Below are 21,903 nucleotides of genomic sequence, written 5' to 3' on the forward strand. Positions count from 1 at the left end.
GATCGACCACCATGTCCACCACCCCCGCAGCCTTCACCGAACAGGACCTGCGTGCCGCGCTGGGGCAGTTTGCCACCGGCGTCACCATCGTCACCACCCGCGACCCCCTCGGTCAGCCGGTGGGCCTGACGGTCAGCAGCTTCAATTCGGTGTCGCTGTCCCCGCCTTTGGTGTTGTGGAGCCTGGCGCACACGGCGTCCACCCTGGACGCGTTCACGCACTGCGGGCACTACGCCATCCATGTGCTGTCGGCGGCGCAAAGTGCCTGGGCACAACAATTTGCCACCCGTGGGGTGGACCGCTTCGCCAACGTGCCCACGCACCCCGGTCTGGGCGGCGTGCCGTTGTTGCCGGGCTGCCTGGCCAGGTTTGAGTGCCTCAACCGCAGTCGCCATGTCGAGGGTGATCACACCATTTTTGTGGGCGAGGTGCTGCGCTGCTCTCACTCGCCCCGTGGTGAGCCGCTGATGTACCACCGCGGAACGTTGTCCGTGCCCAGCCCCAGCCCCGAACGGGCCATGGCCTGAGGACACAACCCGGGGAGATCAGTTCAGGTCAAGTTCCACGGCCGCCAACGCGGGGTGAAGCTGGTCTTCCCACAGCTCCAACTCGGCCGCATCCACCTGCAGGTGGCTCAGGCAGTCGGCGCCATGCCGCGTCCATTCGCGCGATTCAGGCAGTTGTTCGTGCCGGGCCACCAGGTACTCGGCCACCAAACCCATGGCCACCAAACCACGCACCGCCTCGGGCAAGGCGGAATCCGTCAGGCAGGTGAAGTCGTGGTGCAGGCGAATGGCAAACGCCACCTCTGCGGACAAGCGCCAGGTGCGCGCCACGATGGCACCCACCACCGCGTGGTCGGTTCGGTGGTTGGCGTTTTCGGTCTGGACAAACGTCCGGTCCTTGCGGGCAAGCGCTTCCACCATGGTGGAACCGTAGCCCTTGACCCCTTGCATCATCACCGGGATGCCCACATGGCAAAACAAGCCGAAGCTGTAGGCCAGTCCGGCGTCCATGGAGTACAGCTGGGTGCCAATGTGCTCACAGGTGATGGCCCGGCGCGTGGAGCTTTCCCAGAAATGCGCCAGCACCGCCGAGGACGGCCGGATGGCGCTGCGGGTCAAGAAGCCCGACAACAAACGCACGGAGGGATTCAGTCCCACCACGGTCAAGGCCTGCCCCACGGTGTTCACGGGGTGTGCCAGGCCGTACAACGGGCTGTTGGCCTGGCGAATCAGGGCCGCCGCCATGGCCACATCGGCGCTGGCAATGCGGTCGATTTCGACAATGTCCGGTTCGGCGGTGGCCGTGGCATTTTGCAAACGCACCAGCAACTCGGGGCAGGGGGGAATGATGATGTCACGCACGGGGCCGTGCTGACGGGCGTGATCCAGTTCCTGGCTGATGCGATCGGTGGTCATTGTTCCATCATAAGCGCCCAGGGGGGCATTGGACGGTGACAAATCTGATCCATGTCAGGTACCGCCCGCGCAGTTCCCCGACAATGGCGCCCATGCGTGCTTTGCTGGTCGACGACCACTTGTTGTTTCTGCAGGGGCTCCAGTTTTTGCTGCAAGACCTGGATCCCGCACTGGTGTGCCAGACCGCCACCAGCGTGGCCGAGGCCCTGTCGCTGCCCGGCCCGTTCGATGTGATTTTGCTGGACTACCGCCTGCCCGACAGCGACGGCGCCTCGGGCCTGCAACGGGTCCGGGCTGCACACGCACAAGCGACCGTGGTCATGCTGTCGAGCATGGATGACGAGTCGCTGGCCCGAGAACTGATGGACCAAGGTGCGGCCGGTTACGTTCCCAAAAGTGCCGACACCCCTGCGCTGATCCAGGCACTGCGCACGGTGCTGAGGGGAGGGTCCTTCCCATCGTCGGCCACGGCCGTGCGATCACGCCCCTCCGACACCTCCAGCGCCACCGTGGTGGCGGCACTGTCTCCGCGCCAGGTGGACTGCCTGCTGGCCCTGGCGGAAGGGAAATCCAACAAAGCCATTGCCCGTGACCTGGGCCTGGCCGACAGCAGTGTGAAAACCCACCTGTCGGCCGCGTTCCGAACCCTGGGGGTGACCAACCGCACCGAGGCCGTGTACAAGGCTGCCGCGCTGGGCCTGGTGCCCGGCATGAACGGGTAAACGCGCTGCCCCCATCAGGGCTCGGCCGTGCAGGTGCCCTGGCCTTCGACGATGCCACGCCAATCGCTCCGCCAGTGGCCAACGTCCAGATCAATCTGGATGCGCTCGTTGTCCAATGCCGTGAGGACGGTGTGCCCGGCCAGACGGAAGCTGTGCACCGACACCCCATCCACCGCCACCGCCTGCAAACGACGACGCGAATGGTGCAGCGTCACCACCCGATCCCAGGTCTGGCGCTGCGGCAGGTACACCAACTCGCAATGCAACTGGGTGACGGTGGTGGCTGGGGCCTTTTTCGTGGCGGCCCAGACGCTGCCCCCAACCCAAATCAGACACAGGGCAAGCCCCCACCGCCAGACCGCCAGGGGGCCTGTCACTCGGTGGCCCCCTGAGCCAAACGTTCGCTCTTCCAGTACACGTCGTCCCCCGCCGAACCGTCGGGGCGGTACCGGTTCAAGGTGCGGGCCAGCACAAACATCAGGTCGGACAGGCGGTTGAGGTACTGGCGGGGTTCGTCCCGCAATGCCTCTTCATTGCCCAGGGCCACCACCGCACGTTCTGCCCGGCGTGCCACCGTCCGGCAGACATGGGCCTGTGCGGCGGCACGGGTTCCGGCGGGCAGGATGAACTCCTGCAAACGCGGCAAGGATTCGTTGAACGCGGCCAACGCCTCGTCCAAGGCCAGCACCGCGTCAGCCTTGAGCAACTCGAACCCGGGAATGCTGAGTTCACCGCCCAGGTTGAAAAGCTGGTGCTGGATGTCCACCAGAACGTCCCGCACGCTGGTCGGCATGTCTTCACACAGCAGCAGACCGATGTGTGAGTTCAACTCGTCCACATCGCCCATGGCGTGTACGCGCAGGCTGTGTTTGCTGACGCGCTGGTTGTTGCCCAGCCCGGTGGTGCCGTTGTCCCCGGTGCGCGTGGCGATTTGTGTGAGTCGGTTGCCCATGGCTGTGGCGTGAATCCGTTCAAGAAGGAGGGGCCCCGAACCAGGTCAGTCGGGCAACACCACATCGGCACCCGCCCGCTCGGAGGGCCGCTCCATGTACCGGGGCAGACACACAGTGAGTGTGGTGCTCGGATCGGTGTCGTTGGTGTCCATGCGGATGGTGCCATGCATGGCGGTGGTCAGCAAACGGGCGGAGTATGTCCCCAGTCCGCTCCCGCCCACTTTGCCCGAGGTGACGAACTTGTTGAAGAACGTGCTGCGCACTTCCGGCGGAACCGCCCCAGGGTTCTGCAGCACGACCCGCAACGGGTTCTCGTCCTTGAGCACCACCGTGACCGCAGAACCGGGCGGTGCCGCCTCACACGCGTTTTTCAGCAGGTTCTGAAACAGCGAATGGCACAGCGCCTCATCCCCCAGGGCCTGGGGCAGCTCCTGCCCCACCGGCATGTCGACATCGACCGACACGGTGAGGTTTTTGTCGGCAAACGCCGCCCGCGCCAAGGCGGCGAGCTTGTGCAGCACGTCCCCCAAGGGCACGGGTTGGGCATCCAGGCGGTATCGGCCCGTCTCCATCTTGTACAAATCCCCGCCCAGGCTGACCGTGGTCAGGGCCTGTTGTGCGGTGTCGGCCATGAGTTTGAGGGTGCCCACATGGCGACGCGGCATGTCATCCTCCGCCACCAGGCTGTTGGCCATGCCCATCAAGCCCGACAGCGAACCTTTGAGGTCATGGCGGGTGAGGTTTTCCACCTCCTGGCGCAAACGGGCGTTTTCCAGCATGGCGTCGTACTCGGACTGCAACTGCCTGCGCATGTCGATCACACGCAGGAAGTTGCGCACCCGCTGCCGCAACAGGCGCGGTGGCGAGGCCTTGCCCACAAAGTCGACCGCCCCCAGCTCCAGCCCGCGGGCGCGGGCATCGTCGCTGGCATCGGCCGTGACGAACATCACCGGCACGTTGGCCGTGGCGGGGGCGTTGCGCATGCGAGCCACCACCTCGAAGCCGTCCAAGTCCGGCATCTGCACGTCCATCAGCACCAGATCCGGCTGGGGCGTTTGGGCACACAGTTCCAGGGCTTGCCGTCCCCCAGAGGCCGCACGAACGTCGTACTCGTCTGCAAACATTTTTTGCAGCACGCTGCGGCTGGTCGGGTTGTCGTCCGCCACCAGGATGCGCAGCGCAGGCAGATCAATCGCGTCTGACGCATCGCGATCTTCGGGATCCACAGTGGATGACACGGTGAGGGACGCCGAACGGATGGGCGGGCTCGGGTCCCGCTGAAGCAAACGTTCCAGCCGGTCCCGCAGGTTGGCGGCGTTGTAGGGTTTGACCAGCAAACCATGCACGCCCGCCGCAATCACGTCTTGAATGCGCTTGCGCTCGGTTTCCGCCGTGATCATGAGAAACGGCAGCCCACCCAGCTTGGGGTCGCTGCGAACGGCTTGCAGAAAAGCCAAGCCGTTCATCACCGGCATGTTCCAGTCCGACAGGATCACATCCACCTTGTGGGCACGGGCCTGGCTCAACCCCACCGCGCCGTTCTTGGCCGTGATGATCTTCGTCCACCCCATGGCCTTGAGCTGGTTGACGGTGACCGACCGCATCAACTCCTGGTCATCAACAACCAAGATGGTCAGACGGTCAAAAGGTCCAGGCATGGCGTGAAAGCACTCCGGCGGGATAATGAAATCATTATCCTGAATCACCCGCCTCTTGCCGCACACGGAGCCCCCATGAATGCCGCAACCCCCCCCGCACACCTGCTGCCCAGCCCCCAAACTCGGGAGGTTCCAGCGGAGTTGATTTCCGCGCTGAACAACCGTTTTGGCACCCAATGCTCCACGGCCCTGGTGGTGCGCGAACAGCATGGGCGGGACGAATCGGCCTTCACCCACGTGCCCCCGCCTGCGGCCGTGGTGTTTGCCGAGTGCACCCAAGACGTGGCCGATGCCGTCCGACTGGCCGCAAGCCACAAGGTGCCCGTCATTCCGTTTGGCATGGGCTCATCGGTGGAAGGCCACCTGCTGGCGGTGCAAGGCGGCATCAGCATTGACGTGAGTCGCATGAACCGGGTGCTGTCGGTCAACGCAGAAGACCTGACCATGACGGTGCAACCCGGCATCACCCGCAAAGCCGTCAACGAAGCCATCCGGGACCAGGGCCTGTTCTTCCCCATCGACCCGGGGGCCGATGCATCCATCGGCGGCATGGCCGCCACCCGAGCCAGCGGCACCAACGCCGTGCGTTACGGCACCATGCGCGAAAACGTGCTGGCCCTGGAGGTGGTGACCGCCCGTGGCGACACCCTTCGCACCGGCACCCGCGCCAAAAAAAGCAGTGCCGGTTACGACCTGACCCGCCTGATGGTGGGCAGCGAGGGCACGCTGGGCCTCATCACCGAGGTCACCCTGAAGCTGTACCCCCTGCCCGAAGCGATCTCCGCCGCCACCTGCGTGTTCCCCAGCATTGAAGCGGCGGTGCGCACCACCATCCAGATCATCCAGCTGGGCATCCCCATTGCCCGGTGCGAGCTGATCGACGCGGGCACGGTGCGCATGGTCAACGCCCACGCCAAATTGAACCTGCCCGAAGCCATCATGCTGCTGATGGAATTCCACGGCTCCCCAACCAGTGTGAAGGAGCAGGCCGAGATGGTTCAGGACATCGCCGACGACCACAGCGGCCAATCCTTCCAATGGGCCACCACCCCCGAAGAACGCACCCGCCTGTGGACGGCTCGGCACAACGCCTACTTTGCCGCGGTGCAAAGCAGGCCGGGTTGCCGGGCCATCTCCACCGACACCTGCGTGCCCATCAGCCGACTGGCCGATTGCCTGCTGGACTCCGTGACCGAAGCCAATGCCTCCGGCCTGCCCTACTTCCTGGTGGGGCATGTGGGCGACGGCAACTTCCACTTTGGCTACCTGATCGACCCCGACAACTCCAATGAGCGTGCGGTGGCCGAGGGCCTCAACCACCAGTTGGTGGCACGTGCGCTGTCACTGGGCGGCACCTGCACCGGCGAACACGGGGTGGGTCTTCACAAGATGGGCTTCTTGCGGGACGAGGCCGGCACCGGGGCCATCGACATGATGCGGGCCATCAAACAAGCGCTGGACCCCGACAACATCCTCAACCCCGGCAAGATCTTCAGCCTCTGAGCCGCAGCCCCACCGCTACAGCCGATACAGCCACAGGGGCCGCCCATCGGGGCACACCCAGGTGTCGGTCGGAGCCACATCGGGCACGGCAAATTCCAGGCTGGCCAACCAGGTGCCGGGACGCATCTGGTTGGAGGCCTTGGCCCAGGCCCGGGGCATGCTTTCGGGCCGCTGGAACAGGTACACCAGGTCGTAAGGCGACCAATCCACGGCCCAGATGTCCCCCTGCGACACATGCGCCTGGCGCACACGCCACGCGCAGGCCCAGCGCAGAGGCCAGCTGCGCTCCACGCCGTGCAGGTGAACCTCTGGATAGGCCCGCTCCAAGGCCAACAGCCCATCGCCCGTGCCGCACCCGGCGTCCAGCACATGCCCCGCCAAGGGCAACGGCACCCGTTCGGCCAAGCCATCGAAGGCTTGCGGCGGGGTGGGAAACAGCGGTGCATCGCGCCAGGTTCCCGGTGGGTAGAGCAACATCAGCAAGGCCAGCAGCACCAGCCAGGACCAGGCGGGAAAGCCCTGCAAGGCCTGGGTTCCCGCGCCGCCAGCCAGCAACCACCACGACACGGGAAAGCCCAGCGCCACCATCACCCGCCTCACCACCCCCGCCACCCACACTGCGCCCAGCACGCCCACGCTGGCCGACACCACCCAGGCCACCACCAAGGCCAGGCCCGCCATGCGCAAGGCCACGAACAGCAGCCAGGCGACGCCCCACACCAACAAGGCAGGCAGCGGCCAAGGCCATGACATCGAAGTGCGTGACATTGCAGGTCGGTTGCGTAAAGTGATCCAATCGCCATTGTCGACTTGAACCCCTGGGGTTCATGACGGACCCTTCACCCTCTTGGCACGCCACACACCCTTTCCATGCCCACCTTCTCCCTGTCCCCTCGCGTCGGCTTCTGGCTGACCTCTGTCGCCGTCTGTGCCAGCCTGGCCGCGTGCGGTGGTGGCGGAGGCACCACCGACACCACCACCACGCCCCCGACCCCGGTCACCCCCACGGACCCGACCACCCGTTCGTTCTTCAGCCGGGCCGTGCCCGCCACGGGCACCCACGCCGCCAGTGGGGTGCTGGAACGTGCCCAAAGCGCCGGAGCGACCCGCACCCCTTCCACCACGGAATTCCTGGATTGGGCGCAAACCGCCTACCCGTTGGTGTTTCCTGCGGCCTCCGCCTCCACGCAGCAGACCTGGGGGTCCTACACCTACCGCAGCTACAGCGGAACGGACATGGCGCTTGCCGTGAGCACCGACGGCTCGGTGCTCGCCGTCAGCCAGATCAGTGCCGCCGTGCCGCAAAGCCTGGCGCTGGGGACCGTGGGCCAGTACGCCTGTGCCGTCTTCCCCACCACGTGCCATGCCGGCGTCAGCACGGCAGCCCTGGCCCAGCGCCCCGGGCTGCTGAGCGCCATCCTGCGCAAACCCCGCCGCTTCCTGGTGGGGCTGGGGTCCACCTCGGTGAGCAACGTGCAGGCCCAGGGCCTGCAGCCCGACATCTGGGACCAGTACCTGGTGGGCGCCAGCACGGGGGGAGATTGGCGCTCGTGGAACAGCCCCGATGGGGCCTACGTGCAGGTGGTGGCCGCCAACGCTGACACCGTGGGTGCCGTGCCCATGTTCACGCTGTACCAGATGGCCACCAACGGCGACGGCAACATCCAGGGCCTGAGCAACAGCACCTTCATGACCCGCTATTGGGACAACGTGCGGGTGATGTACCAGCAGATCAAGGCCTACGGCAAACCCGTGCTGGTGAACCTGGAGCCCGACTTCTGGGGTTACGCCTACCAGCAAGCCAAAGACCCGACACAGCCATTTGCCCATGTGGCCGGGGTCAACAGCGATTGCAGCAACCAACCCAACACCGTGGCCGGGGTGGGCAACTGCCTGGTGCAAATGGCCCGCACGCTGGCGCCCAATGCCTATGTGGGATTTCCACCGTCCATGTGGCCGTCCATTGCAGGCAACGACCTCAACCACCTCAAGGCCGTGGGTGCGGCCACCGCCGACTTTGTGGTGATGCAAACCTCGGACCGGGACGCCGGCTGTTTTGAAGTGGCCTACACCGGCGCGGGTGCCGGCTGCGATCGGCCTGTGGGCCTTCCCGTGTACTGGGACGACACCAACCCCAACGGCAACACCTTCGCGGCTCACCTGGCCCAGGTGTCGTTCTACCACCAGGGCTTGGGACTGCCGGTGTTGTGGTGGCAGACGCCGCTGGGCGTTCCGTCCACCACGCCGGGTGGTACGGCCAATGCCTTCCGCGACAACCGCGTGCAGTACTTCCTGACCCAGACCGCCGCGCTGGTGGCCGCCGGAGGCGTGGGGGCGGTGTTCAGCCCCGGACACTCCAGTCAAACCAGCATCAGCACCGATGGGGGGCAGTTCAAGCGACTGTCCACGTCTTACCTGGGCACACCGGCTGCGCTGCCCTGAGGTCTGGACGCCTGTTGGCTTCTGGCTCGGCGAGCACGTTCATTCCACCCGGGTCAATGGGGACGGACACAGGCTTGCCGTATCAGCACCGGAACGCGCCCAAGACTCCAGGCGCACCCAGACCTGTTGCATGCCATCGAGGTCTGGTCGCTGCAAGCCATGGTCGCCCCGCTGGATCACCAAATCACACCAAGGAATGGGACGATGTTCAGCCCGCCCCCACCCCGCCTGATACGCGCTGGAGGGCACAGAAGCATCCTCACTTCCCCACGCCCTCAGCAAGGGCCAAGACGAGTCCAGCAAGGGCTGCATCAGCGGCCAATGCCAGAAGTCTCGCCAATATCGGAGGGGGCGCCCATGCAAGACGTCACCATCCGCGCGCGTGGACTGAATGGCTGCGGCCAGTTGGGCCCATTCGGATTCGGCACCGTGGGCCGCCATTTGTGCTGCGCCTTGATCTCGCGGATCCAACCCCGATGACCCCACCAGCACCAACGCGAGGGGGCCTTTGAGTTCGGCCTGAAGGGCTGGCAACAACTCGGCCCCTTCTGACACCCCCACCAACACCGTGGGCAAGGCAGGGCCCTTGGCCCACACGTGCGCCAACGCCGCCACAGCTTGCCGGGCCTGATTGCGCCAAGCGGCCAAGGACTCGCGCCCGGACCACTCGGGCGCACACGGGGGTTGCACCTGCGGTGCATGCAAGTCCACGCCCGGCTTGTGCAGCAACGTCACCTCGGCGTGAAGCAGCCCGGCCGTGTACCGCGAGGCGATGGATTGCCATGCCGTGCAACCCGAGCCGGGCAGGATCAACACCCGGTATTGAGCATCGCCCGTCAACGCGGGCCGCTGCAAAGCCCACACCGTGGGGGCGTCAGGCGCGGTCGAAGCAGCGCCTGACGGCAACGCGTTCCAGTGCCATGGGGCTTGCACCGAAGGGGGCTGGGCACCACGGGGTGGGATGGGTGACCACGACACACAGCCACCCAAGCCGACCAGCAGTGCCAGGAGCGCCGCGACCGCCCCCCTCCGCCGCACGGCCCCTGTGCGCACTCAGCGAATGATCATGACCTGATCGGCTGGCTGCGGCGGCCTGTCGACCGGATAGGCGTTGAGCGGCACAGGCTGGCCCGGAACCACCTGAACCCCGGGCCGTACCCCGCGAGCCATGCCTGGATCGGAAAAACCCAGCTGCGACACCAGTTGGTCGTAGACGTTTTGGGCCAAGCTCTGGGAGGTTTCTCGCATCACCTTGGCCCGATTGGGTGGAAGGATGTCTCCCCGATTCGAGTAGATCTTGGTGTCGTTCCCAGAACCTTGGGCCGAGAATGCGGCCTTGATTTCATAGGTTTTGGTGTGGATCAACGAAAAATCCGCCAGCAAATCAAGACCATATTGCATGGTGGCGCTGGTGGTCCCTTGCAGAGGAGAGAACTGGTCTCTGAACTCAATGTGGGACAAGGTGCCAAACAGCACATAGTCTGCACCATTGAATTCACCCTTTTTGATTCGGGCAATGATGTCCTTGACTTCGGGCTGGCGGACCGGCTTGCTCATTTTTCCGGTTTGCAGCTGATTCAGGGCCTGCTCCGCCTTGGTGGGCTGAGGTGCACCCGCATCGAATCCCTTGCCCTGCACCAAATGGAAATGGGTGCCCCGCAGCAACGCCCCTTTGATGTCGTTGGTGAACGAGCCCAACTCCCGTTGCTCAAGGTAGCTGTAGGTTCCCGCCACATACGTCCCGCTGGCCTGATAACTGGCGGACGCGTGGTACACCCCTGCATGCATCTGCCCCTTTTCTTGGAAAGTTGCAGCCTCAAAGTACTGGGAAACCCGTTCGGTGTACGCCAAGTCTGTCACAGCAATCCGGGCTGTGCTTGCTGAGTTCTGAGCATTGGCGATTGGCAGAAAAGTGGTGCACAGCAACGCGGCAGCACCCAGCACGGAAAAATCACGTCGAATCATTGCGGACTCCCCTTTGCTTCAGCGCTTGCTGGTTTTGCGAATTTCTTTTTCTTCCTGCCACTCGATCGTGCCCTCTTCGACATCGAACATCTTGAGGGTGAACTTGTAGAACACATCCTTGGTCGAGGCACTTTGCTTGACGATGCTGGTCAACTCGCCTTCCAAGGAGTACTTGGCCGCCGTCATTTTTCCCACCTTGGCGGTCGAGTTTTGCTTGTACAGCCCACTCTGGTTTTGACGCTGCAACTCATCCACGCCGGCTTGCATTTCATTGATGGATCGCGTGAAGCGTACTTTCCCGGACTTCACCAATGCCGTTTGGATGGAGTTCATCACGTTGGTGGTGTCGATGTACTCGCTGGTTTTGTTCTTGACCGTGGAAATGGTCACCGTGGGGCGCCCCTGGAAAATCCCTGTTTCCAGCAAGCTGCCCACCATTTTCTCGGCAATCATCTGAAGGTCGGTGGAACCAAATTCGTTGGTCACCAGCTCCACCGATTTGGCATCACCGTAATTGACTTGGCGGTCCAACCGAACCACGGGAGAGCTGATGGTCGGCTGACACGCCGAAATGAGAACGGAGGAAGCAGCCAGCAGCGCAATGCTCAAAATACTTTTTTTCATACGATCTCCTCAGATCAAACGGTCGCCGGGTCAGCGCCCTTCAACATTCATTTCAAGACGAAAATCCACTGCCACAGGGGTCAAGGCCACACTTTTGATGGTTTGCATGCCTTGGCCGAGAACGGTGAGTTGCTTCCACGATTCGCCATCGCCCACTTGGTTGCCAACGTTGTCAATCCAGCGGAAGCGGTAAAACATCACCCGATCGGTGTTGCCCATGTTCTGCAAATCCACCTGAACGCTGAGCACATCGTTGCGCCGCACCGCCCGCATTTCCGGAATGCGGATGCCGTGGGCATCCCCCCGCAGCATGACTTTGGCCGCCACGGCGGGAGAGGTTCCCGGCTCATGCTGAGCAAACGCCGCAGGGGCCAACCCCATGACACCCGCGACAACGGCCATTGGAATGAAAAAACGTGCAGAAGTCATGTGTGTGCCTCAAGGAGTAACGGGCTTTTGAGAGGACGGCTTTCGAACGGGCGCCTTTTTGGTGGGCGCAGGCTTGGAAACCACATCCTTGGCCACCGGAGCTTCTGCAACGGGCTTGGGCGGCTGCGCAACGATGCGCCCAAACCGACCGACTTGCCCCACCACAGCGCTGTCGCCATACAACCGGATGGGCACCAGCGAATACTGCCCCCCCACCTCCACGTCGATGTTCAGGTCGCGCCCATCCACCTTCACACGATGTTTGCCCTCTGGCAAATAACCGCGAGCCACGTACACGCGCCCAGGCAAGGTTCGCCACATCCGATCGTCGGCCTTTTCGGTGGCCACCGATGCCACCGCGCCCACAATGGCCCCGAACATGCCCGCGTTCTTTTCCAGCTGATCCTGCATCACCCCTTTGACAATCGCGCGGGTGATGCCGCGCAACACCATGCCAGGCATTTCATCCTTCAACGCGCGGCGGGCCATCACGTTGACGTCCACCACGTTTTCCAGCTTGAAATCCTTGTCGGCCACCGACAGGGCCGACAAGGGCGTGTCTTTGGAGGCGTCAATGACTGGGTAGGAAATGCTGACCGTGCGCAAACCACGGCCCGTGGGCACCGGCAAGGTGAAGGCCTTGGGTTTGCGGGCAGGGGCATCGCCCGCCTCGACAATCAGCAGCACGTCGGTCATCTGCTGGCGGCGTTTGTGGGTGAAGCTGGTGCGGTTGTCCAGCCCGCCCAGGCCTTCTTCCAGCAGTTTCACGCCGGGCTTCAGTTCAATGGCCTTGCGGTAGCCCGGCGCAGCCAGTCCAGGCTCATTCAGCACCTCATACAAAAAGCCAGCGAGGTAGTGGCTGAGCGCATTCTGGTAACCGTTCTTCAGGGCCAGAACTTCGGGGTCGTTCAGGGTCTCAACCGGATAACCATTGATTTCCTGGTTCGACTGGGTCACCCCTTTGCTTTTGGCCTCTTCCTCGGCCGCAGAGGTCTCCTTGGCGCGGAATTCGGCAATGACGGCTTCGCGCTCGTGGGTGCGTTTGATGTCCACGCGGGCGGCATCGAAATCGCCCTCGGCAATGCGGTTGAGGGCCAGCCGGGTGGTCAGCCAGACCTTCTCGTAGTCCTGGCCTTCATACACCTTGAGGCGCTCGCTGATGGCGGCGGCACCCAGCGTGCCCAGCAACTTGTCCGGATTGGTCTTGGCCGCTTCTTCCCACGCCTTGACCTTGGTATCGGCCAACAAAAACGCCTGGGTGCTGTCGCCATACCGGTTGGCCAACCGCAGCAACTCGCCCCGCTCCAAGTTGTACAGAAGCGCGGTTTTCTGCTCTTCCGTCGTGGCACTGGCTTCCAACGTTTGGAGCGCCGCAGCCACCCCCCCATTGCGATGTGCAGTCTGAACCTGACCCGCCAACTCGTCGTGGCTTTTCATGTTGGCACAACCCGCCGCGATCACCGCGGCCATCACCAACACCGAACGACGCATCAACACATTCATACGCATGAACTTTCCTCCCTGAATTGAATTGCGCATCAAACCATTTTCTTGAACCAGAGATGTTAACGAAGATCAAACCCGCCGCAGCCGCTCGATCAGGCCATTGAGCTCGTCCAGCGAGCCGAAGCCGATGGCCAGCTCGCCCACATCCTCCACGCGCCCGTGGCGCTTGACGCGCTTTTTCACCCGCACCTCCACACTGGCGGTGAGCAGGTCGGCCAGCTCGTCTTCCACACGTTTGATGTCGCGGGACTTTTCCTTCTTGGGCTTTTGCGGTGTCAGGGTGAACTCGGCGGCCAGCTTCTTGGACAGGCTTTCGGCCTCGCGCACCGACAGGTTCTTGGCCGCGATCTGCTGGGCCGCGGTGATCTGCGTGGCCCGGTCCAGGCTGAGCAGGGCACGGGCATGGCCCATGTCGATGTCGCCGGCCATCAGCATGGTCTGCACCGGGTCGGCCAGATTCAGCAGGCGCAGCAGGTTGCTGCCCGCGCTGCGCGAACGGCCCACGGCCTGGGCGGCCTGCTCGTGGGTGAGGCCAAACTCTTTGATCAGGCGTTGCAGGCCCTGGGCCTCTTCCAGCGGGTTGAGGTCTTCGCGCTGGATGTTCTCGATCAGCGCCATGGCGGCGGCGGCTTCGTTGGGCACGTCGCGCACCAGCACGGGCACCGTCTCCAGCCCGGCCAGGCGGGCGGCGCGGAAACGCCGTTCCCCGGCAATGATTTCGTACACCGGGCGCGCCCCGCGCTGCGGTGCCGGCTGGCCCAGCGACTGGTTGAGGGCGCCCAGGCGGGCCAGGCCATCGGCCTCGTCCAGCCGCCGCACCAGGATGGGCTGCATGATGCCCTGCGCCCGGATGCTCTCGGCCAGCTCGTACAGCGCACCCTCGTCCATGCGGGTGCGGGGCTGGTAGGTGCCGGGCACCAGGTCAGACAGGGCCAGGGTGCTGGGCACGTCGGCGGTGGCGGCGGGGCTGCCGTCTGTGGTGTCAGACAGCTTGGGGCCCAGCAGGGCTTCGAGGCCGCGGCCCAGGCCCTTGGGTTTGGAGGTTGCCATGGCGTGTGGGGGTGAAGAAAGTGAAAAAACGGGTTCAGGCCGCAGGCGACGGCGTGGGCGAGGCGGGTGCTGGGACCGAGCCGACCGAAGCCACAAGGTCCGTCAGCAGCTCCAGGCCCTGCGGCCAGTCGCCCAGGCCGGAGTCGGCGTTGATGTGCCCGGCGTCGCCCAGGTCGTGCAAACGGCTGCCCCAGGCGTGGGCGAAGGCCTGTGCCCGGTCGAAACGGCAGTAGGGGTCGTTGTGGCTGGCCACCAGCACGCTGGCAAAGGGCAGGCGTTGCAGGGCCACAGGTTGCCAGGTGGGCAGCTGGGGGGCCAGTTCGGGTTGTTCCGGGTCGCCCGGGGCCACCAGCAGGGCGGCGCACACGCGCTGGGTGTTCTGGCTGACCGACGCCCAGGCCGCGGTCTGGATGCAGCCCAGGCTGTGGGCCACCAGCACCACGGGACGGGGGGCGGCCAGCACGGCTTCTTCGAGCTGGATGAGCCAGTCGCCGCGCAGCGGGCGCATCCAATCGTGCTGCTGCACACGCACAAAACCGTGCTGCGCCTCCCACCGGCTTTGCCAGTGGGCGGTGCCGCTGTTCTGCCAGCCCGGCAGCAGCCGGATGCTGAAGGAATCAAATGCTCTGTTTTTCATAGCTGCTTGCACTTTATTTAAAAGCGCTGGATGCCATTTTCATTCACAAAACAGACTCACAGGGTTTGGATGCGGGCCACCATCTCCTGGGCAAAGGCCACAAAGGCCTGGCTGCCGCGGGCGGATGGGTCGAACACCACGCCGGGCAGGCCGTAGCTGGGGGCTTCGGCCAGGCGCACGTTGCGGGGGATGACGGTGTTGAACACCTTGTCGCCAAAGTGGCCCTTGAGCTGGTCGCTGACCTGCTGCTGCAAGGTGATGCGCGGGTCGAACATCACGCGCAACAGGCCGATGATCTTCAGGTCGCGGTTGAGGTTGGCGTGCACCTGCTTGATGGTGTTGACCAGGTCGGTCAGCCCCTCCAGCGCAAAGTACTCACACTGCATGGGCACCACCACGCCGTGGGCGGCGCACAGGCCGTTGAGGGTGAGCAGGCTCAGGCTGGGCGGGCAGTCGATCAGCACAAAGTCGTAATCGGCGTCCACCTCGGCCAGCGCGGTCTTGAGGCGTTTTTCGCGCTGGTCCAGGTTCACCAGCTCCACCTCGGCGCCGGACAGCTCGCGGTTGGCACCCAGCACGTCGTAGCCGCATTTGTCGCTGGTGACCCGGGCCTCGCGCACGCTGGCCGTGCCCAGCAGCACGTCGTACACGGTGTGGGCCAACTGGCGCTTGTCCACGCCCGAGCCCATGGTGGCGTTGCCCTGCGGGTCCAGGTCCACCATCAGCACCCGCTGGCCCACCTTGGCCAGCCCGGCGCACAGGTTGACGGTGGTGGTGGTTTTGCCCACCCCACCCTTTTGGTTGGCCACACAGAAGATTTTTGCCATGCTGGGTTCCAGGTTATTTGGACAGCGCGAGTTTGACGCCAAAGCCGATTAGGAACAGCCCCCCCAGTTTCTCCAGTCCGCCCGAAATGCGGGGGCTGGCCCGGAGGCGCTCGGCCAGGTGGTGCGTGAGCAGGGTCACCCCCAAGCCGTACAGAAACGTCAGCGCGGCAATGGTGGCCGCCATGGCCCCAAACGTCACCAGCCCCTGGTGGCGCACCGGGTCCACAAACAGCGGGAAAAACGCCATGTAGAACACGATGGCCTTGGGGTTGAGCAAGGTGATGCCCAGCGCCTGCTGGAAATACTGCCGGGGCCGGATGTGGAGGATGGGCGCATCGCCCGGCTTGGCCAAAAGCATCTTGAAGCCCAGCCAGGCCAGGTAGGCCGCGCCCAGCCACTGCACGGCGTTGAACGCCGCCGGGTAGGCCGCCAGCAAGGCGGCCACACCGGCCACCGCCATCCACATCAGCACCTGGTCCCCGGCCATCACACCCAGCGTGGCCGCCAAACCACCCTTCACCCCGCCTTTGCCGGTGGAGGAGATGAGCGCCAGGTTGCCCGGCCCGGGAATGGCGAGGAACAACACAATGGCCGCGACAAACGCGCCGTAGTCTGCAATGCCGAACATGAGCGTCATGCCTCCGAGATGCATCAAATCAAGGCCTGCCCACCGGCATGGGCCACCACACCCATCACCATGCGGGTTTGCTGCAATTCATGGGCATGAACGATCAGACACAAATCGCGCTGCAATGAAGCTTCGCTGGCACTCACGCCGCCCGTTCGCTTGAGGGCCGCCGAATTGATGAAGGCAGCCAACAACCGCATCAAGTCATGCCCCTGCACCAAGCCCCAGTCGGGAAATTGCACATTCAATCGAGGGTCAGCCAACCGGTGCGCCAATGTCTGGCGATCCAACTGCACAGCAGCAGCAAAATCGCTGAGCAAAGCCTCGTCATCCCAATCCAAAGTCTGGTGGTTCAAGTAGCGCTCGTGAAGGATGGGCAATCTGCCGAAATCCACCGACCACCCCTCCAGCGCAGCCAGACCACGCAGGCGACCGTATCGGGTGGCCACATGCCACAGACAAGCCCTGACGGATTGCCCGCGAGCGCGCTCAAACGCGGCCGCTTTGACCGGATCGATCGACTCGGTCAGCAACCGATCCAGCGTGTCCGTTCCGTTGGCGTCAGACAGTTGAAACAGCGTGGTTTCCAAGTCCGCATGGTCGGTGTACACCAGCCGAGAGGATTGGGGTTGCCATTGCCCGGTGAGTTCGTCGAAATCCTTGTCCACCAGCACCACGCAACGTGTGAGCTGCCTGGGTTGCGGCACACCCTGGAGCGACAAGGCATGCACCCCCAAGGCATTGGGTTTTCCACCGCAGTTCACCAACCGCCAATGGCCGGGTTGAACCCGCGTCTCCCAAAAACGTTGGTCAAAGTCCCCTTCCACCAGCAAGAACCAACCCGCGTGGCTGGACTTGAGGGCAATCTCAGACGAAATGACGGCGGGGGTTTTGGACAGCCCTGACATGCCCATGCTCAAACGGCTTGCGCCACACCCACAGGTTTGGCAGACAGCTCCACCAGCAAGTCGTTGTGTCCGTTGACGATGTACGGCGAGTGCGTGGCCAGCACCACATCGAAATTGGCCACTTCAATGACGCGCCGCAGGTTGTCCACAAACCGCTCTTGCCAATCGATGTGCAAGGACAACTCCGGCTCGTCGATCATCACCAGCGTGTTGGGTTTGACGTGGAACAGCAGGTCGAACATCAACACAATCTGGTGCTGCTCGCCAGACGACAGCACGGAAATGGGCAGCAGCTCACCTTCCAAAGGCTTGACCGCCAATTCATGCTGGTCATTCAGCACCAGCTTCTTGTTCACGAACTGCGAATTGACTTGGGTGAACAGCACCTCCACGCGCTTGGCCAAGTCGTCCAGAACCGCCAGCTTCTGCGCCATGTCGGCCAAGTAGACGGCCATCACGGTCCGCTTGCCTTCGTCCAATAGGCCGTGTGCGCCATGCGGCTGCGGCGAATCCGCAATCAAGCCCAACCGTTGATAACGCTCCTGGCGCTCATTGACCGAAGCCATTTGTGTGCGGATGTCCGACTCATCCGGCAGAACCAGTGCACCTTGCAGCAAACGCTGAGGAAAAGACTGGTCCAACTGCTGCGCCTTGCGCCCGTATTCAGCCAGATCCTGCTCGATTCTGTCGCGCAGCTTTCCGGAATAAATCCGCACGGTGTCTTGCGCGGTCAAACCCTCTCGACCAGAGATGACCTTCACCCCAGAAACCGTAACTCTCTCGCGAGAAGCCTTGCCAAGGTGAATCAATCTTTGCGCGGCAATCAAATATGACTGCAGATGCAAATCATGCAATTTAGGAAGCTGAACATTCTCGTAATCCGATTCGCTTAGCACATGGCCATAACGATCCAACACCCCCAATGCATCCAACAGATCGTCCTGCACCATGTCACGCCACTGCCCCATCGCCACTAGCTGTAAAGGAAGGCGATGGCTAATAGCCACAACCAAGGCTTCGAGTTGAATTTGCCCAAGCCTTGAAGACGCAATGATGGGCTGTCCAAGCTGGGAAAAGCTCACGAGCTTGTCTTTGGGATTCTGCTCATCCTGCCTGACCGTCAGGCTCGCTCCGTCGCTGAAACTCACCTCAAAGCGATGAAATGGGTAGCGCATCAACTCAACAGTGCGCCCGTTCAACAAGGCGTCGGTGAGCTTGAACAGCACCGTTTTCCCGACGCCATTGGGGCCATGGATGATGGTGATCCGCTCGTCCCGATTCAACTCGATCGTGTGGTTGTACAGCCCGAACAGGCCTTCCACGGCAATGCGTTGCACCCGCAAGTTGCTGCTGGAGAGGGGTTCTGTCATGTCAAGTCACTCCGGTCTGTTTGGTTCCACCAACGTGGATGTGAACGGGGCATTGTCGGTCATCGGCGCATCCACACCATGCAACGCTCGGCCTCCAGGCCCGGCACCTGCAACGGTTCCACGTGGAACACCTTCACGTCGGGCACCGCCGCGGCCAGTTCGGCCAGCTCAGGGGCGGGGTGTTTGCCCTTCATGGCCATCCACACCCCGTGGGAGGCCAAGGCCTGGCGCGACCAGTTCACAAAGTCCACCAGCGACGCAAACGCCCGCGAGGTGATCACGTCGAACGGCCCGGCCAGCGACTCCACCCGCGCATGCACGCCACGCAGGTTGGGCAGGCGCAGGCTGACCGCCACCTGCTGGATGAAGGCGGCCTTCTTGGCCACGGTGTCCACGCAAGTCACTTGCACCTGGGGCAGGCAGATGGCCAGCACCACACCGGGCAGGCCACCGCCAGAGCCCACGTCCAGCACCTGGCGCGGGGCGGTGGCGGCGGCGTTGCCCCCCTCCTCCAAAGCCAGCAGGTGGCGACGCAGCGGGGCCACGGCGGTGAGGCTGTCGATCAGGTGGTGGGTGAGCATTTCGCCGGGGTGGCGCAAGGCCGTCAGGTTGTAGACCTTGTTCCACTTGGCCAGCCACTCCATGTAGGCCAGCAGCTGCTCGGTCTGCTCGGGCAGCAGGGTCCAGCCCAGCTGTTGGGCGGCACGGTTCAGCGCGTCGGCGGCGGCTTGGGGCTGGGTGCTCATGCCTGCTCCTGCACGGGGGCAAAGCCTTTGAAGCCGCCCTTTTTCAGGTGGATCATCAGCAGCGAGATGCTGGCCGGGGTGATGCCGGATATGCGCGAGGCCTGGCCCAGCGTTTCGGGCCGGTGTTTGGCCAGCTTCTGCCGGGCCTCGAAGCTCAACGACGTGACCTGCATGTAGTCCAGGTTAGCGGGCAGCTTCAAGCCCTCGTAATGGGCGGCGCGCTGCACCTCGTCCTTCTGGCGCTCGATGTAGCCCGAGTACTTGGCGGCAATGCCCACCTGCTCCAGCACCTGGGGCTGCAACAGGTCGAAATCGTCGCCCAGTGTTTCACGTGAAACCACGGTGGCGGTGCCGTGTTTGCCACCGTCCATGCCCATGAGGGCGTCGTAACTCACGTCGGGGCGGCGCAGCAGGTCGAACAGGTTGTACTCGCGCTCGATGGCCTTGCCCAGCACCCGCTCGGCTTCGGCTTGCGGCAGGTTGCGCGGGTTGACCCAGGTGGACTTGAGGCGTTCTGTTTCACGTGAAACAGCCTCCTGCTTCTTGCAGAACAGGGTCCAGCGCGCATCGTCCACCAGGCCCAGCTGGCGGCCCACTTCGGTCAGGCGCATGTCGGCGTTGTCTTCACGCAGCTGCAGACGGAACTCGGCCCGGCTGGTGAACATGCGGTAGGGCTCGGTCACGCCCTTGGTGATGAGGTCGTCCACCAGCACGCCCAGGTAGGCCTGGTCGCGGCTGGGCAACCAGGTGTCACCGCCATAGGTGACGGCCCCGGCCACGCTGGCGGCGTCGTTGCCGCCACCCAGCGCACGGGCTTGCAGCGCGGCGTTCAGGCCGGCAAACAGGCCTTGGGCGGCTGCCTCTTCGTACCCCGTGGTGCCGTTGATCTGGCCGGCGAAAAACAGCCCGCCAATCTGCTTGGTCTCGAAGCTGCTTTTGAGCGAGCGGGGGTCGAAGTAGTCGTATTCGATGGCGTAGCCCGGGCGCAGGATGTGCGCGTTCTCCAACCCCGGCATGCTGCGCACCAGGGCGTACTGGATGTCGAACGGCAGGCTGGTGGAAATGCCGTTGGGGTAGAACTCGTGGGTGGTCAGGCCCTCGGGTTCCAGGAAGATCTGGTGGCTGTCCTTGTCGGCAAAGCGGTTGATCTTGTCTTCCACGCTGGGGCAGTAGCGCGGCCCCACCCCTTCGATCTTGCCGGTGAACATGGGGCTGCGGTCAAACCCGCTGCGGATGATGTCGTGCGTGCGTTGGTTGGTGTGGGTGATCCAGCACGGCATCTGGCGCGGGTGCATGTCGGCCCGGCCCATGAAGCTGAACACCGGCACCTCGGGGCCCGCGGGCTGCGGCCCCAGGTAATCCGCCGACCCCGGCAAGCCTTGCAGGCCCATGCCATCGCCCGGCTGCTCGGTGCATTTGGAAAAGTCGATGCTGCGCCCGTCGATGCGCGGTGGCGTGCCGGTTTTCAGGCGCCCTTGCGGCAGCTTCAGTTCCTTCAAGCGGCCCGACAGGCTGACCGCCGGAGGGTCACCCGCGCGGCCCGCCGCGTAGTTGTTCAGCCCCACGTGGATCTTGCCGTCCAGGAAGGTGCCCGCCGTCAGCACCACGGTGCGGGCCTTGAACTGGATACCCACCTGCGTGACCGCGCCCACCACCCGGTCGGTGGAGCCGTCGCTCTCCACCATCAGGTCGTCCACAGCCTGCTGGAACAGCCACAGGTTGGGCTGGTTTTCCAGCCGCTGGCGGATGGCGGCCTTGTACAGAATGCGGTCGGCCTGCGCCCGCGTGGCGCGCACCGCCGGGCCCTTGCTGCCGTTGAGGATGCGGAACTGAATGCCGCCCTCGTCGGTGGCGATGCCCATGGCCCCGCCCAGCGCATCCACCTCTTTCACCAGGTGGCCTTTGCCAATGCCACCGATGCTGGGGTTGCAGCTCATCTGCCCCAGCGTCTCGATGTTGTGGGTCAGCAGCAGCGTCTTGCAGCCCATGCGGGCCGCGGCCAGCGCGGCCTCGGTGCCCGCGTGGCCGCCACCGACCACGATCACGTCAAACAAATCTGGGTACAACATGGTGTGAAAACAAAGGGGTTCGCCCAGGGCGGGCGAGAGGCCACGGCCAGCGCCGTCAGCCGGGCGCTGCGAAATCCGAAGCAGCGTTCATGTGTGTGTCAAGGGCAGGCATTTTATCGAGCGGGGCTGTTGGGGTGGGTCATGTCCCTGGTTGCGTTCTGGGGTGGCCTCGTCGTTTCTGGACACCTGTGCGTTGAAGCCAGCTTCTGGTGGCCGGCTTCTGGCGATGCTCCACTGGTTGTCGGCTTCTGGCGAACCGCTTCTGGTGGCGTGGTGTGGCGGGTGGGCCGTGGGGCTGGCCCCTCCCCCGTGGTCCGCTCGCGCGGACTGCGCTGCGGTGCTCGACCGCGGGGCGCGTCGCGGAACTCACGCCGCTTTGCTGCGCAAAGCTCTGTTCAAACAACCGCGACAAGTCAGAGGTGGAAGGTGCGCGTTCGCGCACCCG

At 64.0% G+C, this 21,903-nt stretch carries 22 protein-coding genes; 4 read left to right on the forward strand and 18 right to left on the reverse strand.

All coding sequences use genetic code 11. The features are described 5' to 3' along the window. Positions 1–11: 11 nt before the first annotated feature. A complete protein-coding gene (locus tag ACYVB7_RS08650; protein ID WP_460506405.1) occupies positions 12–527 on the forward strand; it encodes a flavin reductase family protein in 516 nt (171 codons plus the stop codon). Positions 528–545: 18 nt separating this feature from the next. Here ACYVB7_RS08650 and ACYVB7_RS08655 read toward each other — a convergent pair whose 3' ends face one another. Then, positions 546–1,421: an HDOD domain-containing protein gene (locus ACYVB7_RS08655; RefSeq protein ID WP_460506407.1), complete on the reverse strand. Its 876-nt coding sequence runs from the start codon at positions 1,419–1,421 to the stop codon at positions 546–548. A 92-nt stretch (positions 1,422–1,513) separates the two neighbouring features. Here ACYVB7_RS08655 and ACYVB7_RS08660 point away from each other — a divergent pair, with 92 nt between their 5' ends. After that, positions 1,514–2,143: a response regulator gene (locus ACYVB7_RS08660; RefSeq protein ID WP_460506409.1), complete on the forward strand. Its 630-nt coding sequence runs from the start codon at positions 1,514–1,516 to the stop codon at positions 2,141–2,143. 14 nt (positions 2,144–2,157) lie between these two features. Here the strand turns inward: ACYVB7_RS08660 and ACYVB7_RS08665 are convergent, their stop codons facing one another. The 3 genes from ACYVB7_RS08665 to ACYVB7_RS08675 are packed head-to-tail and all read right to left on the reverse strand — an operon-like array spanning position 2,158 to position 4,724. After that, positions 2,158–2,520, reverse strand: a complete 363-nt coding sequence (locus ACYVB7_RS08665; RefSeq protein WP_460506411.1) for a hypothetical protein — start codon at positions 2,518–2,520, stop codon at positions 2,158–2,160. Further along, positions 2,517–3,095, reverse strand: coding sequence for an ATP:cob(I)alamin adenosyltransferase (locus ACYVB7_RS08670; protein ID WP_460506413.1), 579 nt, complete (start codon positions 3,093–3,095; stop codon positions 2,517–2,519). The genes ACYVB7_RS08665 and ACYVB7_RS08670 overlap by 4 nt, the downstream gene beginning before the upstream one ends. A 45-nt stretch (positions 3,096–3,140) precedes the next feature. Further along, positions 3,141–4,724, reverse strand: a complete 1,584-nt coding sequence (locus ACYVB7_RS08675) for an ATP-binding response regulator (protein ID WP_460506415.1) — start codon at positions 4,722–4,724, stop codon at positions 3,141–3,143. A 105-nt stretch (positions 4,725–4,829) separates the two neighbouring features. Here ACYVB7_RS08675 and ACYVB7_RS08680 point away from each other — a divergent pair, with 105 nt between their 5' ends. Next, positions 4,830–6,257, forward strand: coding sequence for an FAD-binding oxidoreductase (locus ACYVB7_RS08680; RefSeq protein WP_460506418.1), 1,428 nt, complete (start codon positions 4,830–4,832; stop codon positions 6,255–6,257). 15 nt (positions 6,258–6,272) lie between these two features. On the opposite strand, the gene ACYVB7_RS08685 is transcribed toward ACYVB7_RS08680, so the two are convergent. Further along, the gene (locus ACYVB7_RS08685; RefSeq protein WP_460506420.1) at positions 6,273–7,010 is read right to left on the reverse strand and encodes a class I SAM-dependent methyltransferase; all 738 of its coding nucleotides are present in this window, start codon (positions 7,008–7,010) and stop codon (positions 6,273–6,275) included. 117 nt (positions 7,011–7,127) lie between these two features. Here ACYVB7_RS08685 and ACYVB7_RS08690 point away from each other — a divergent pair, with 117 nt between their 5' ends. After that, positions 7,128–8,699: a hypothetical protein gene (locus ACYVB7_RS08690; RefSeq protein ID WP_460506422.1), complete on the forward strand. Its 1,572-nt coding sequence runs from the start codon at positions 7,128–7,130 to the stop codon at positions 8,697–8,699. A gap of 39 nt (positions 8,700–8,738) precedes the next feature. Here ACYVB7_RS08690 and ACYVB7_RS08695 read toward each other — a convergent pair whose 3' ends face one another. The 13 genes from ACYVB7_RS08695 to mnmG form a co-directional block, all read right to left on the reverse strand. After that, a complete protein-coding gene (locus ACYVB7_RS08695; protein WP_460506424.1) occupies positions 8,739–9,632 on the reverse strand; it encodes an alpha/beta hydrolase in 894 nt (297 codons plus the stop codon). A gap of 120 nt (positions 9,633–9,752) precedes the next feature. Further along, complete coding sequence (locus ACYVB7_RS08700; protein ID WP_460506425.1) at positions 9,753–10,664, reverse strand: hypothetical protein; 912 nt, start codon at positions 10,662–10,664, stop codon at positions 9,753–9,755. Between the two features lie 18 nt (positions 10,665–10,682). After that, complete coding sequence (gene lpoB / locus ACYVB7_RS08705; RefSeq protein WP_460506427.1) at positions 10,683–11,288, reverse strand: penicillin-binding protein activator LpoB; 606 nt, start codon at positions 11,286–11,288, stop codon at positions 10,683–10,685. Positions 11,289–11,318: 30 nt separating this feature from the next. Further along, positions 11,319–11,615 carry a YcfL family protein gene (locus ACYVB7_RS08710; RefSeq protein ID WP_460506429.1) on the reverse strand — a complete coding sequence of 99 codons (297 nt, stop codon included), beginning with the start codon at positions 11,613–11,615 and terminating at the stop codon, positions 11,319–11,321. 111 nt (positions 11,616–11,726) lie between these two features. Continuing rightward, complete coding sequence (locus tag ACYVB7_RS08715; protein WP_460506430.1) at positions 11,727–13,226, reverse strand: COG3014 family protein; 1,500 nt, start codon at positions 13,224–13,226, stop codon at positions 11,727–11,729. A gap of 66 nt (positions 13,227–13,292) precedes the next feature. Further along, entirely contained in the window at positions 13,293–14,273 is a 981-nt protein-coding gene (locus ACYVB7_RS08720; protein ID WP_460506432.1) for a ParB/RepB/Spo0J family partition protein, read from the reverse strand. Between the two features lie 34 nt (positions 14,274–14,307). Beyond that, positions 14,308–14,910, reverse strand: coding sequence for an RBBP9/YdeN family alpha/beta hydrolase (locus ACYVB7_RS08725; protein WP_460506434.1), 603 nt, complete (start codon positions 14,908–14,910; stop codon positions 14,308–14,310). A gap of 56 nt (positions 14,911–14,966) precedes the next feature. Further along, entirely contained in the window at positions 14,967–15,737 is a 771-nt protein-coding gene (locus ACYVB7_RS08730; RefSeq protein WP_460506436.1) for a ParA family protein, read from the reverse strand. Positions 15,738–15,750: 13 nt separating this feature from the next. After that, positions 15,751–16,365, reverse strand: coding sequence for a LysE family transporter (locus ACYVB7_RS08735; protein WP_460507019.1), 615 nt, complete (start codon positions 16,363–16,365; stop codon positions 15,751–15,753). Positions 16,366–16,388: 23 nt separating this feature from the next. Next, on the reverse strand, positions 16,389–17,273 hold the full coding sequence (locus tag ACYVB7_RS08740) for a hypothetical protein (RefSeq protein WP_460506438.1): 885 nt from the start codon (positions 17,271–17,273) through the stop codon (positions 16,389–16,391). A gap of 8 nt (positions 17,274–17,281) precedes the next feature. Beyond that, a complete protein-coding gene (locus ACYVB7_RS08745; RefSeq protein ID WP_460506441.1) occupies positions 17,282–18,643 on the reverse strand; it encodes an AAA family ATPase in 1,362 nt (453 codons plus the stop codon). A 59-nt stretch (positions 18,644–18,702) separates the two neighbouring features. Then, positions 18,703–19,389: a 16S rRNA (guanine(527)-N(7))-methyltransferase RsmG gene (rsmG, locus tag ACYVB7_RS08750; RefSeq protein ID WP_460506443.1), complete on the reverse strand. Its 687-nt coding sequence runs from the start codon at positions 19,387–19,389 to the stop codon at positions 18,703–18,705. Further along, positions 19,386–21,458, reverse strand: coding sequence for a tRNA uridine-5-carboxymethylaminomethyl modification enzyme MnmG/GidA (gene mnmG / locus ACYVB7_RS08755; RefSeq protein WP_460506445.1), 2,073 nt, complete (start codon positions 21,456–21,458; stop codon positions 19,386–19,388). Before mnmG ends, rsmG begins: the two co-directional genes overlap by 4 nt. Between the last annotated feature and the right edge of the window lie 445 nt (positions 21,459–21,903).

The sequence above is a fragment of the Hydrogenophaga soli genome (assembly GCF_054777695.1).

What these genes read in the sequence shown, in the direction of transcription:
- ACYVB7_RS08650 (WP_460506405.1), top strand. Translation starts at nt 12, where the DNA reads ATGTCCACCACCCCCGCAGCCTTCACCGAACAGGACCTGCGTGCCGCG.
- ACYVB7_RS08655 (WP_460506407.1), bottom strand. Translation starts at nt 1,421, where the DNA reads ATGACCACCGATCGCATCAGCCAGGAACTGGATCACGCCCGTCAGCAC.
- ACYVB7_RS08660 (WP_460506409.1), top strand. Translation starts at nt 1,514, where the DNA reads ATGCGTGCTTTGCTGGTCGACGACCACTTGTTGTTTCTGCAGGGGCTC.
- ACYVB7_RS08670 (WP_460506413.1), bottom strand. Translation starts at nt 3,095, where the DNA reads ATGGGCAACCGACTCACACAAATCGCCACGCGCACCGGGGACAACGGC.
- ACYVB7_RS08680 (WP_460506418.1), top strand. Translation starts at nt 4,830, where the DNA reads ATGAATGCCGCAACCCCCCCCGCACACCTGCTGCCCAGCCCCCAAACT.
- ACYVB7_RS08685 (WP_460506420.1), bottom strand. Translation starts at nt 7,010, where the DNA reads ATGTCATGGCCTTGGCCGCTGCCTGCCTTGTTGGTGTGGGGCGTCGCC.
- ACYVB7_RS08690 (WP_460506422.1), top strand. Translation starts at nt 7,128, where the DNA reads ATGCCCACCTTCTCCCTGTCCCCTCGCGTCGGCTTCTGGCTGACCTCT.
- ACYVB7_RS08700 (WP_460506425.1), bottom strand. Translation starts at nt 10,664, where the DNA reads ATGATTCGACGTGATTTTTCCGTGCTGGGTGCTGCCGCGTTGCTGTGC.
- lpoB (WP_460506427.1), bottom strand. Translation starts at nt 11,288, where the DNA reads ATGAAAAAAAGTATTTTGAGCATTGCGCTGCTGGCTGCTTCCTCCGTT.
- ACYVB7_RS08715 (WP_460506430.1), bottom strand. Translation starts at nt 13,226, where the DNA reads ATGCGTATGAATGTGTTGATGCGTCGTTCGGTGTTGGTGATGGCCGCG.
- ACYVB7_RS08720 (WP_460506432.1), bottom strand. Translation starts at nt 14,273, where the DNA reads ATGGCAACCTCCAAACCCAAGGGCCTGGGCCGCGGCCTCGAAGCCCTG.
- ACYVB7_RS08725 (WP_460506434.1), bottom strand. Translation starts at nt 14,910, where the DNA reads ATGAAAAACAGAGCATTTGATTCCTTCAGCATCCGGCTGCTGCCGGGC.
- ACYVB7_RS08730 (WP_460506436.1), bottom strand. Translation starts at nt 15,737, where the DNA reads ATGGCAAAAATCTTCTGTGTGGCCAACCAAAAGGGTGGGGTGGGCAAA.
- ACYVB7_RS08735 (WP_460507019.1), bottom strand. Translation starts at nt 16,365, where the DNA reads ATGTTCGGCATTGCAGACTACGGCGCGTTTGTCGCGGCCATTGTGTTG.
- ACYVB7_RS08740 (WP_460506438.1), bottom strand. Translation starts at nt 17,273, where the DNA reads ATGTCAGGGCTGTCCAAAACCCCCGCCGTCATTTCGTCTGAGATTGCC.
- ACYVB7_RS08745 (WP_460506441.1), bottom strand. Translation starts at nt 18,643, where the DNA reads ATGACAGAACCCCTCTCCAGCAGCAACTTGCGGGTGCAACGCATTGCC.
- rsmG (WP_460506443.1), bottom strand. Translation starts at nt 19,389, where the DNA reads ATGAGCACCCAGCCCCAAGCCGCCGCCGACGCGCTGAACCGTGCCGCC.
- mnmG (WP_460506445.1), bottom strand. Translation starts at nt 21,458, where the DNA reads ATGTTGTACCCAGATTTGTTTGACGTGATCGTGGTCGGTGGCGGCCAC.